The sequence below is a fragment of the Veillonella parvula genome, from assembly GCF_001553335.1.
Classification (GTDB): Bacteria; Bacillota; Negativicutes; order Veillonellales; family Veillonellaceae; genus Veillonella; species Veillonella parvula_S.
On sequence record NZ_KQ960791.1, the window covers coordinates 268,946 to 280,708 of the forward strand.

General features: G+C 37.8%; 14 protein-coding genes. 11 read left to right on the forward strand and 3 right to left on the reverse strand.

Features of this window, described 5'->3' with window-relative positions; translation table 11 throughout:
* Positions 1-1,521: a hydroxyethylthiazole kinase gene (thiM, locus tag HMPREF1865_RS05095; protein WP_060919420.1), complete on the forward strand. Its 1,521-nt coding sequence runs from the start codon at positions 1-3 to the stop codon at positions 1,519-1,521.
* 155 nt (positions 1,522-1,676) lie between these two features.
* On the opposite strand, the gene rbr is transcribed toward thiM, so the two are convergent.
* The gene (gene rbr / locus HMPREF1865_RS05100; RefSeq protein ID WP_004693830.1) at positions 1,677-2,222 is read right to left on the reverse strand and encodes a rubrerythrin; all 546 of its coding nucleotides are present in this window, start codon (positions 2,220-2,222) and stop codon (positions 1,677-1,679) included.
* Between the two features lie 750 nt (positions 2,223-2,972).
* Here rbr and HMPREF1865_RS05105 point away from each other — a divergent pair.
* The 9 genes from HMPREF1865_RS05105 (at position 2,973) to HMPREF1865_RS05145 (ending at position 7,816) form a co-directional block, all read left to right on the forward strand.
* Positions 2,973-3,176, forward strand: coding sequence for a DUF951 domain-containing protein (locus HMPREF1865_RS05105; RefSeq protein WP_004693828.1), 204 nt, complete (start codon positions 2,973-2,975; stop codon positions 3,174-3,176).
* 9 nt (positions 3,177-3,185) lie between these two features.
* Complete coding sequence (gene selD / locus HMPREF1865_RS05110; RefSeq protein WP_060919421.1) at positions 3,186-4,217, forward strand: selenide, water dikinase SelD; 1,032 nt, start codon at positions 3,186-3,188, stop codon at positions 4,215-4,217.
* Positions 4,218-4,352: 135 nt separating this feature from the next.
* Complete coding sequence (gene yedF, locus HMPREF1865_RS05115; protein WP_060919422.1) at positions 4,353-4,952, forward strand: sulfurtransferase-like selenium metabolism protein YedF; 600 nt, start codon at positions 4,353-4,355, stop codon at positions 4,950-4,952.
* Between the two features lie 110 nt (positions 4,953-5,062).
* Complete coding sequence (locus tag HMPREF1865_RS05120; protein ID WP_008602895.1) at positions 5,063-5,320, forward strand: putative Se/S carrier protein; 258 nt, start codon at positions 5,063-5,065, stop codon at positions 5,318-5,320.
* Between the two features lie 140 nt (positions 5,321-5,460).
* Positions 5,461-5,988 carry an SRPBCC family protein gene (locus HMPREF1865_RS05125; protein WP_024061402.1) on the forward strand — a complete coding sequence of 176 codons (528 nt, stop codon included), beginning with the start codon at positions 5,461-5,463 and terminating at the stop codon, positions 5,986-5,988.
* 56 nt (positions 5,989-6,044) lie between these two features.
* Positions 6,045-6,371: a winged helix-turn-helix transcriptional regulator gene (locus tag HMPREF1865_RS05130; protein ID WP_024061401.1), complete on the forward strand. Its 327-nt coding sequence runs from the start codon at positions 6,045-6,047 to the stop codon at positions 6,369-6,371.
* A 40-nt stretch (positions 6,372-6,411) separates the two neighbouring features.
* On the forward strand, positions 6,412-7,119 hold the full coding sequence (locus HMPREF1865_RS05135) for an NAD(P)H-dependent oxidoreductase (protein WP_060919423.1): 708 nt from the start codon (positions 6,412-6,414) through the stop codon (positions 7,117-7,119).
* Positions 7,120-7,275: 156 nt separating this feature from the next.
* Complete coding sequence (locus HMPREF1865_RS05140; RefSeq protein ID WP_004693817.1) at positions 7,276-7,515, forward strand: GlsB/YeaQ/YmgE family stress response membrane protein; 240 nt, start codon at positions 7,276-7,278, stop codon at positions 7,513-7,515.
* 64 nt (positions 7,516-7,579) lie between these two features.
* Positions 7,580-7,816 carry a CsbD family protein gene (locus tag HMPREF1865_RS05145; protein WP_008715418.1) on the forward strand — a complete coding sequence of 79 codons (237 nt, stop codon included), beginning with the start codon at positions 7,580-7,582 and terminating at the stop codon, positions 7,814-7,816.
* A 78-nt stretch (positions 7,817-7,894) separates the two neighbouring features.
* Here HMPREF1865_RS05145 and ychF read toward each other — a convergent pair whose 3' ends face one another.
* Positions 7,895-9,001, reverse strand: coding sequence for a redox-regulated ATPase YchF (ychF, locus tag HMPREF1865_RS05150; protein WP_060919424.1), 1,107 nt, complete (start codon positions 8,999-9,001; stop codon positions 7,895-7,897).
* A gap of 354 nt (positions 9,002-9,355) precedes the next feature.
* On the opposite strand from ychF, the gene HMPREF1865_RS05155 reads away from it, so the two are divergent.
* Positions 9,356-10,528: an SAM-dependent methyltransferase gene (locus tag HMPREF1865_RS05155; protein WP_060919425.1), complete on the forward strand. Its 1,173-nt coding sequence runs from the start codon at positions 9,356-9,358 to the stop codon at positions 10,526-10,528.
* Positions 10,529-10,638: 110 nt separating this feature from the next.
* Here HMPREF1865_RS05155 and HMPREF1865_RS05160 read toward each other — a convergent pair whose 3' ends face one another.
* Positions 10,639-11,610, reverse strand: coding sequence for a diaminopimelate dehydrogenase (locus HMPREF1865_RS05160; protein ID WP_060919426.1), 972 nt, complete (start codon positions 11,608-11,610; stop codon positions 10,639-10,641).
* Positions 11,611-11,763: the final 153 nt, after the last annotated feature.

An 11,763-nucleotide genomic window follows, 5' to 3' on the forward strand; every position in this document is an offset into this window, starting at 1 on the left:
ATGATCTACAACAATCCAAATATAAATGGTTCAAATTGGCCCGAACTGAATATATTAGAGACTCTACGCAAAAAAAATCCTCTTGTTATTTGTATTACCAATGATGTGGTGCGGACCTTTACGGCTAATGGTTTACTAGCCATCGGTGCATCACCCGTAATGAGTGAGTGCAGCGAAGACTTAAAAGACCTTATCGTTCATGCTGCGGCTTTACTCATTAACATTGGGACCGTTACACCAGATAAGGTTACTTATTACAAAGAGGCTGTTAAATTAGCGAAGGCTCATGAGGTACCTATTGTGCTAGACCCTGTGGGCTGTCACGCTGGGGCTTATCGATTATCTGTTGTTTTAGACTTGATTAAAACCGGTGCTATTTCGTTGCTACGAGGGAACCAAAGTGAAATTAAAGCCATCTATGATGCTCTTAATACAAATCATAAGATTGACAGTTCTCTCTCTGGTAAGGGCGTAGATGGGGCACAAGTTGAGGATAGCGCAATTATAACGTATCGTCTTGCACGCCAAATTAATTGTCCTGTTGTCGCAACGGGCGAAGAGGACTACGTTTCTGATGGAACTCGTGTATTTGCAGTTCCTCATGGTCATCCAATCATGACAGCGGTAACAGGGACCGGCTGTCTATTAGGGGCTGTCTTAGCTGCATTCTTTAGTTCCTATTATCCATTTATGCATAACATGTCTATCGGTGAGTTTCTTGCGTATGCACTGGCTTACTATGGACTTGCTGGTGAAAGTGCGGTTAAGGTGAGCGGTGTAAAACCTGGCAGCTTTAGTGTGGCATTTATGGATGCCTTATATGAATTCGATGATGCGATGCTTTTATCTGGAAATAGAATACGGCCCGTAGTTGTACCCGATCAATTAAAGGTATATTTTATTAGTGGTACGCAAGATGTAGGTTTTAATGAAAGACATTTACTAGATACTGTTGAAGCTGCTTGTCGGGGTGGCGTGACATGCTTTCAGTTTAGAGAGAAGGGCACAGGAACATTAGAAGGACAACAGAAACTAGAATTAGCTCAGCAGTTAAAAGAAATTTGTGCTATGTATAATGTGCTTTATATTATTAATGACGATGTAGACTTAGCAGTGGCTGTTAATGCTGATGGTGTTCATGTAGGACAAGAGGATATGCGTTTAGAAGACGTTCGTAATCTTGTAGGAAATAAGGTTGTTGGTATATCCATTCATTCTGTGGAGGAACTTCATAAGACTGATGTAGTGTATGCAGATTGTGTCGGTGTAGGTCCTATGTATGCTACAAGTAGCAAACCTGATGCACAAGAGCCATGCGGACCAGATTGTATTACTGAGTTACGAGCAGAAGGCTTAACATTACCTTGTGTTGGTATAGGTGGGATTACGTTAGCTAACGCAACGCCTGTTTTGCAAGCTGGTGCCAGTGGAGTAGCCGTAATATCTGCTATTGCTCATGCAGATAATCCATATGAAGCAGCAGAAGAATTTAAAAATTTAGTAGATAAAATAAAAATCTAGCAAAAGAATGCAAAAAAAGACGATGACAAATGTCATCGTCTTTTTGTTAAGGAAGTTGTCAGTACTTACTGTAAGTTTAGATTGTACTTACAGGTATAGTTTTATTAAAATCTGTACTTACAGGTTATTAATCTAGTTAGTGTCGTACTTATAGATTAGATGGATTCAACGAAACGGTGGAAGAAAGCTTGTGGGTGTGCACATACAGGGCAAACTTTTGGAGCTTCTTCACCAACGTGTACGTAACCGCAGTTAGCACAGATCCAAGCTACTGGTTCGTCATTGTGGAATACTTTGTTACCGGATACTTGAGCTGCTAATGCAAGGTAACGAGCTTCATGACGAGCTTCGATTTTACCAACTTCGCGCATTTGGAAAGCGATTTTAGCAAAGCCTTCTTTTTCAGCTTCGTCAGCGAATTCTTTGTACATTGTAGTATGTTCGTAGTTTTCACCAGCTGCTGCATCGCGAAGGTTAGCTTCGATATCAGCGGAAATATCGCCACCATGAAGAGCTTTGAACCACAATTTAGCATGTGCAGATTCGTTATGAGCTGTTTCTTCGAAATAGTCAGCGATTTCGTTCATGCCAGCTTTACGAGCTGCACTAGCGTAGAATGTATATTTTTGGAATGCTTGGGATTCGCCAGCAAATGCTGCTTGAAGATTTTTTTCAGTGTTAGAACCTTTTAATTCTGCCATTTTAATACTCCTTTGTACTTACGATAATTTTCAAAATTGTTACTTAACGTATATATTCATAACCACTTGGTTGTGAATGCAATGGAATAGAATACTTATTCTATCAATTTCGAGGGCGACTTCGCCTTAGTAAGAAAACTTATTCTTAGATCAAATAGACACTTGCCTAACTCTTAAAATAGTACTTACTTATTTGTGTATTTCGGCACTTGCCGTCTTAACAGTTTTATATACAATGTGTTATCCGTATACTTAACGAATAATCATTGTTGACTATATTGTAACATACTAAATGAGAAATGCAAGTCTTTTTGTAAAATTTATTTCGAAAATTTTCTAAATGATAAATATTATCAATGCAGTAAAAATGTGGGTTTATAAAGATTGAATAGTATGGGATTTATAAAAAATCTCTATTTTGATATTGAGAATGATAACTAAATGAAAAATCATTATTGTTTAGTTATTAATGTTGATTTCTTTAGATGTACTAATATTTTCCTATAAAATATAATGATTAAGCTAAACATTTTTGTGATCTTTTGGTGACTATATAATACTATTTTTCTTGTGTTATGGTTTTAATTATAAGAACAACAGACACATCAAATCTGTACATTATATATTTAGGGTGAAAATTTTATGGTTATATAATAGACGATTGAACTATAGAATCAGGATATATTTATAGAACCAACTATTTTATGTATAATAAATATATAAATACTGACAGAAGTTAAAGGAGGCGCCATGGCATTTGTTAGATATTACGTAGGCGATGTAGTGAAGATGAAAAAATCACATCCTTGTGGCAGTGACGAGTGGGAAGTTAAGCGAATCGGCACAGACTTCCTCATCGTATGTAATGGCTGTGGTCATCAACTTTTGATGCCGCGCCCTAAATTTGAAAAGGCTGTTAAGAAAATCGTCTCTCGATTGCCGGAAAATGAGTAAGGAGAAATTATGGTACGACTTACTGATTATGTGACAAGTGGAGGCTGTGCGTGTAAGATTGGGCCTCATATATTGAACCGTGTGCTAAAAGCTGTAACACCCGTTACTAACGAGCATGTTCTCGCAGATATGACTGGTGCCGATGATGCAGGTGTATATCAAATCTCGGATAGCTTTGCATTGGTGCAAACCTTAGATTTCTTTACACCTATGGTTAATGATCCTGGTTTATTCGGTAAAATTGCAGCTGCCAATGCACTAAGCGATGTGTATGCTATGGGTGGAACTCCTTTAACGGCGATGAATATCGTAGGCTTTCCGGTTCCTCTCGTCGAGCAAGGTGTTTTGACGGATGTGTTAAATGGGGCTGGTTCGATTGTAGCCGAGGCTGGTGCAGCCATCGTAGGTGGACACAGCATTGAAAATAAGGAACCTATCTTTGGGATGTCTGTGACTGGTCAAGTAAATCCCCATCAGATTTGGAAAAATAAAGGTGCTCAAGTAGGGGACGTGTTGGTGCTAACAAAACGGATTGGTACAGGTATTATGAATAATGCGTTGAAAGCAGATTTATTCCCTGTAGGCACGGAACAGGCCGTCACTAGTATGAGTACTTTAAATCGTGCAGCGGCTGAGGTGGCACATAACTTTACAGTTCATGCTTGTACAGATGTTACGGGTTTTAGCCTCATGGGACACTCCGTAGAAATGGCGAGTGCTTCTAATGTGACGATTCATATTAAGGTTTACGATATCCCTCTTTTTGATGATGTCATCGAGGCGGCTCAAATGGGGTTAGTTCCGGCTGCATCTTATGGTAATCGCAAGGCTATAACTGAAGTACAAGTTGATGAGGACTTGGATCCTGTATGGACGGATATTGTATTCGATCCTCAAACCTCTGGCGGGTTACTATTTTCTGTTCCTGCTAGCGAAGGTGAGCCGCTTGTTCAGGCCTTTCATAAGGCGGGCATTGACTGTGCTGCTATTGTGGGTACTGTTGAAAGCTTCAGTGGTTTAGCGGTACGTGTTACAGAATAAAATTATAAAAATCAGGTCTATACTATTGAGGATAGATATTTAATTAAATTATTATTAGCTGATAGCTGATAGCTGATAGCTGATAGCTGATAGCTGATACTTTCACAAATTATATAATGTATATAGAGGTGTATGATGAGCAATACAAAGGAATTAACGGTAGATGTGCGCGGTAGCTTGTGTCCAAAACCTGTTATTGAAACTAAGAAGGTAAGTGATGCGAATCCAAATGCTGTTATTACTACAATTGTAGATAATGAAGTGAGCCGCGATAATGTAGAGAAGTTTGGTAAGTCTCGTGGTTATGGTGTAGCTATTCGCCAAGATGGCAAGGATTTTTATCTTACTATGACACCAAATGCAAATCCGGTAACGGAAGTAAGTTGTGAACCTATGAACTATGGAAATCGCGTCATTTTGATGACGAAGGATTATCTTGGTGAAGGTAGTGAAGAGCTTGGCCGAAATTTGATGAAAACCTTCTGGGTATGTATGCTTGAAGCTGACGTAAAGCCTTCTAAGATTTATTTCATCAATAGCAGTGTTAAGATGGTAGTCAATGATTCGGTTCATTTGGAAAATATCAAGAAATTAGCTGAGCTTGGTGTAGAAATTGCAGCATGCGGCATTTGTCTTGATTATTTCGGTGTAAAAGATGAGCTGAGCGTAGGTAGTATTACTAATATGTATGCCATTACCGACTCTATTGTAGGGGATAATATTATTAAGCTATGATTTTTAGCAATATAGACTTTAACTTGTCGTGATTGATTGGATTTCATATTTAAGTTTATACTTAGTGAATAATAAATCTAAAACATAGTAGTTATTAGGGAGGTGAGGCATTGGAAAATAAGAAATTACTTATAGTCTTTACATCCTATTATTTTGGGGATAAGGCAGACAAGGTATTAATAGAATTAGATGTGCCTCATCAATTGATGGCTACACCTCCAGAGCTTTATGATATGTGTGGTTTATCTATAGAAATAGATCCGAGTATTGTTGAGCAAGTTAAGGTTATTTTAAAAGAACATAAGATTAGTACGTCGGGACTGTTTTGGTATGAAAAAGGCGAACTGGCCGTACCATATGAAGCTTAGTAGATAAAAATTAAGTCACATAGTTACTTTTTTGTAACTATGTGACTTTTTTGTGCGTTCTTGTTGGAATATACCATATGGTTTATACTGACATCATCAGCTGAAAACTAATAAAATTGATACTATAAAAGGAGTTTATTATGAATACAACAATGAATGCTATTAACTGGCCAAAAGAATACTTACCAGGTTTAACTGATAACTATGTATCTAATGAGGTGATTGTAAAAGGTATCACTGTAGAGGCTGTATGGGAATACTTAACAAATGCTGCTACATGGCCTTCTTACTACAGCAACTCTAGCGATATTAAGATGCTTAATCAAGAAGATACACATCTTATATCTAATACACGTTTCTTCTTTAAAACCTTTGGTTTCCCTGTGGATGCAGAGGTTGTAGAATATGTAGCACCTAGTGAAAATCAACCTGGTCGAATTTCTTGGCATGGTTGGGCTGGTGAAGTTGGCACTGCTGAGCGACTAGATGTTATTCATGCATGGCTTGTGGAAGAGCTTGATTATGGTGTAGTTCGTATTTTGACACAAGAAACGCAAGTAGGTGAGCCTGCGAAAGAATTACATATAGCTAAACCAAATCCGATGCTTAATGGTCATCAAGATTGGCTTGATGGTCTGGTAAGTGCTGCTAAAAGTGTTAATAAATAATAGAAACTATTTGTTGCTAATTAAGGCTCGTGATACTATTAAGTGAGGAGGTTTCTATGGAAGAAAAATTATTTAATTGTCCTGTAGAGGCATCCCTCAGTGTAGTAGGAGGTAAGTATAAATCTATTATTCTGTATCATTTGATGACAGATGGAACGTTGCGATTTAATGAGATACAAAAACTCATTCCTCAAGCGACGATTAAGATGCTTTCACAACAATTGAAGGATTTAGAAGCAGAAGGTATCATCCACAAAGAGATTTATCCAGTGGTGCCACCAAAGACGGAATATAGTATCACTGAATTTGGCGAAACGCTACGTCCTATTATCATGGCCATGTGTGACTGGGGACGAATCTACAAAGGTGATATGATAAAGTAAGTCCTTTATTATGTAATATCATTTAGATAAGGAGTTATATATGAGCAAATATGAAATAGAAAATGTAAAATTAACAGCCCCTAAATTTGATCGTAAAGATTTAGAGTACGCTATGACATATCGTTATGCATGTAAGAAATTTGATAGTACTAAAAAGATTTCTGATGATGATTGGCAAGGTATCTTAACAGCGGCGCGCTTGTCTCCAACCTCCTTAGGTTTTGAAGCTTACCAATTATTAGTTATTCAAAATCCTGAAATCCGTGAAAAGATGAAATCTTATGGTTGGGGTATTCAAGCTGGTCTTGAAGCGAGTCATTTCGTAGTGTTCTTAACACGTAAAAAGGTGGATTTGGAATTTGATTCCCCTTATGTACGCTACATTCAAGAAGAGGTGAAACAATTACCTGCTGAAGTCGATGCTATTTATAAAGAAAAATATGCTCAGTTCACAACTGAAGACTATAAAACATTTGAGTCTGATCGTGCTGCCTTTGATTGGTCTTCTAAGCAAGCGTATATTGTAATGGCTAACATGATGACTATGGCTGCTTACGAAGGTCTTGATTCCTGTGCATTGGAAGGCTTTAATCAAGATAAGATGACAGCTTTTTTAGGTGATGAATTAGGTCTTTTTGATACAAAGCACTTTGGCATTGCTGTGATGGCTGCCTTTGGATATCGAGATGAAGAACCGCATCGCAATAAAACACGTCGCACAATGGATGAAATTGTTACAGTAGTTTAATCGATTGCGACTTTTATATCTATATCGAATTTCTTCATTTAATCTTTAGAAATGAATGTTATATTATAAATATACATATTATTTATAATATTTATAAAGTTCGTTTTTTTTGTAGGATATTATAAATATATTGATTAAATAGGAAGGAGTGATCGTATGTTATGGTCAATTATTGTTGGTGGTTTTATCGGTTTTCTTGCAGGAGCCATCACTAACAAAGGTGGAGCAATGGGCGTTATTGCCAATGTTGTTGCTGGTTTAGTTGGTTCGTCTGTAGGTCAAGCAATATTTGGCACATGGGGTCCTAGCTTAGCTGGCATGGCATTAATTCCTTCTGTTCTTGGTGCTGTAATTGTTGTTGCTGTTGTTTCGTTTTTCTTCGGGAAAAAGGGATAGTAATCTATTTTTAAAAGTATAGCTAACATAGCTATAAATGATTTTATATGAAAGGATCATAATTATGGCATTAGAAGATAAATTAAATCAAGCTAAAGGTGCATTAAAAGAAAATGCCGGTAAATTAACTGATAACAAAGAATTGCAAGCAGAAGGCGCTGTAGAAAATACAGCTGCAAAAGTTAAAGAGGCTGCACATGATGTTGCTGAAGATCTCAAAAAAGCAGCTGAAGATGTTAAAGATGCTGTAGATGGTGCGATTAGTGGCGTCAAAAATGTTCTTCATAAAGACGATAAATAATATTATATAAAGGTTATAATTAGTAATAAAAAAACCAGTAAATCCTGAGATTTACTGGTTTTTGTTATATAAGTTTGTTTATACATTGAAGCGGAAGTGGGTTACATCGCCGTCTTTCATAACGTAGTCTTTACCTTCAAGGCGTACAAGGCCTTTTTCTTTAGCCGCGTTTTGACTACCGCAAGCTTGTAAGTCATCGAAGGATACGATTTCAGCGCGGATAAAGCCTTTTTCAATATCCGAGTGAATTTTACCAGCAGCTTGAGGTGCTTTTGTGCCATTTACGATTGTCCATGCACGAGCTTCCATTTCACCAGCTGTGAAGTAATTGATAAGACCTAAAAGTGCATAACTTGCTTTGATAAGTTTTGTTAAGCCAGATTCTTCAAGACCAAGATCTTCAAGGAATGCAGCAGATTCTTCTTCGGATAACTCTGCAATTTCAGATTCGATACGAGCGGACACAACAACGATGCCAGCGCCTTCGTTTTTCGCATATTCCTCTACGCGTTTTACATATTCGTTGGAAGAGTAATCAGATACTTCATCTTCAGAAATATTGGCTACATAAAGAGATGGTTTTGCTGTAAGCAATGTTAACTCTTTGATCATTTCCAATTCTTCTTCTTCAAGACCTTGTGCACGAACAGGTTTCGCTTCGCCAAGACCTTCGATGATGCGTTCTAACAATGGTAATTCAGCACGTGCATCTTTGTCGCCAGATTTTGCGATTTTTTCAATACGTTGTTTGCGTTTTTCCACGGACTCAAGGTCAGCAAGGCAGAGCTCAGTATTAATGATTTCGATGTCACGGATTGGGTCAATAGAGCCAGAAACGTGAGTGATGTTAGGGTCATCGAAACAACGAATAACTTGTGCTATCGCATCTACTTGGCGGATATGGCTAAGGAATTTATTACCCAAACCTTCGCCCTTGGATGCACCTTCTACGAGGCCAGCAATATCTACGAAGCGCATAGCAGCAGGAAGGATGCGTTTGGAAGCGAACATTTCAGCCAATACAGCTAAACGATTATCTGGAACGTCAACGACACCTACGTTAGGTTCAATTGTACAGAATGGATAATTGGCAGCTTCAGCGCCCGCTTTTGTGATAGCGTTGAATAATGTACTTTTACCAACATTTGGAAGGCCTACGATGCCTACTTCTAAATTTGTGCTCATGGTACCACCTTTTATTAATAAATTGATTTCGTTCTTTGTGAAAGTTTATAGCAATAGTTTGTTATAAACCTTATCAAATAAATATTATACCATACTAATAGGATGGAGTTACTCTATAAATATAAAATAGATTATTTCAAAGTGCTATAATATAAATAGAGTTAAATATATTACTTAAATAATGTGATAAGTTCATATTAAAATATAGGATTAATATAGATTTTTATTCGCCGTAACTATATTGATATAATTTATAGGTATATATATTAATAAGGGTATGGAATGTATCCAATAATGTTAATGTATATATTTTTAAACCTATATAGTGAAAGCTAATAGGAAAGGAAGTTCAGTATGTTTTCCAAGCTATTTGATAGTTTCTTAGTCCATTATTTAGAACGCTTTAATGATCATTGTTTTACCGTAAAAATTGGAGATAATGAATATACAATCGGTGACGGAGAATCCGAGTTTACCGTCATCGTTAATCGCGATATTCCCAAGAAGGATTTGTTAATATCCGCAGAACTCGCCCTCGGTGAAGCGTACATGCGTAAAGATATCGAAATTGAAGGGGATTTGTTTAAAGCCCTTTGTGTAGTCCTTGGTCATGTAGGTAAGGACTCTATCAATCGTAAGGTACTTAGCTCGCTCTTTAATGCAGGTCTTAAAAAGAAAGATCAAAAACAACAAGTATCTTCCCATTATGATTTAGGCAATGAATTCTATAAATTGTGGCTCGATGAAACCATGAGCTATTCCTGTGCGTATTTTAAGCATGAGAATGATAGTCTCAAAGATGCGCAATATCAAAAGGTTCATCATATTCTCGATAAATTGTACTTAAAAGAGGGTATGACTTTACTTGATATTGGTTGCGGATCGGGATTCCTTCTCATTGAAGCGGCTCGTAAATATGGGGTTAAGGGCTATGGGTGTACTCTTTCCGAAGAACAATGGAAAAAAGGACAGGAACGCATTAAAGAATATGGCCTTGAAGGACAGGTTGAGATTGAACTTATAGATTATCGCGACGTAGCGGCTTCCGGGCGTACCTTTGACCGTATTGTCAGCATCGGCATGCTTGAACATGTTGGTCGGCCTAATTTTCCTCTGTATATGGAGGACGCATCGGATATGCTTAAAGACGGTGGTTTGTTCCTGCTTCACTACATCAGTGATCCCTCTGAAAAGGAAACAAGTGCCTGGATTCGTAAATATATCTTTCCGGGTGGATGTTTGCCGTCCCTTCGCGAAATGGTCAGTCTCGCTTATGATTATGATATGAATGTCATCGATGTTGAAAGTTTACGGTATCACTATTATAAGACTTTAATGCATTGGTATAACAATTTCCAAGGCGTCCGTGAGCAAGTAGAAGCGAAACGAGGCAGTGAATTCGTACGCATGTGGGATCTGTATCTTTGTGGATGTGCGGCAGGTTTCTACATCGGTAATATGGACTTGCATCAAATTTTGATGACAAAAGGTGTTACGAACGAGCTGCCATTAACACGTTGGTATTAATTAAGAGTAAAAATAGATTTATAGGACAAAAAAGAGACCATCTTAAGATGGTCTCTTTTAATGTGTATGAAAAGGCTCTCATCTATTAAGTCGATGAGGACCTCGCTCTATTATAGAGAATGTGCTCTTAATTCTTCAGCAGATTGTGTGGAAATCCAAGCTGGTGGAATGTCGAATACTGTATAGCAACCTGTGCCGCCGTGTTTAGCAAGTCGGTAGAGACCACGAGCGTAAGCAACAAGTGCAGAGCCTGTAAATTCAGGGTTAGAGTCAAGTTTCAAGGAATACTCAATAACGTGACGTGTGCCTTCTGTACTTTCACCAGAGCGAAGAACGAAGCCACCATGTGGAATGCCTTTGTGGTCGCGATCAAGTTCTTCTTGGGAAATGAAGTTGACTACAGTTTCATAGCCTACGAAGTAGTTTTCCATAGTTTTGATTTCGTTTTCGATTTTAGCTTTGTCCGCATCAGGAGCCGCTACTACATAGCACTCACGAAGGTGACCTTTATAGCCATCAACATCTGGAGTTTCGCCGTTACGGATAGCTTCTAGGTATTGTTCTTTAGGCACAGTATATTGACGAGCATCAAGAACACCATCGATACGGCGAATGGCATCGGAATGACCTTGGGATACACCGCGACCCCAGAATGTGTAGGATTTACCTTTTGGTAAGATTGCTTCCACGTAAACGCGTTGCAAAGAGAACATGCCTGGATCCCAACCACAAGAAATTAATGTAGCAGTTTTGGCCTCTTTAGCTACTTTATCTACATTAGCGAAGTGTTCAGGAATACGTGCATGTGTATCGAAGGAATCGATACAGTTAAAGTATTTTGTTATCATTGGTGTTTGTTCGATAAGATCTGTTGCAGAACCACCGCAAAGAACCATTACATCGATTTTGCCTTTAAAGTTAGGAATATCTTCCATCGTGTAAGTAGGTACACCAGATACAGTTTCAATACCTTGACGGCGAGAAAATACGCCGATGAGCTCCATATCAGGTTGTAACTGAACAGATGCTTCTACGCCACGAGCTAAGTTGCCGTAACCAACGATACCAATACGAATATTCATATTAGCCTCCTATATAAGTTGAAATTTAATAATTAACATATTTATTATAGCATAAAATTAATAGCTTTTAATATTTTTCTATAGAATTTATTAGATGGTATAGAAAATAATTAATATCTAATTTAAACAAGTAATTTGTGCACAACTGTATCG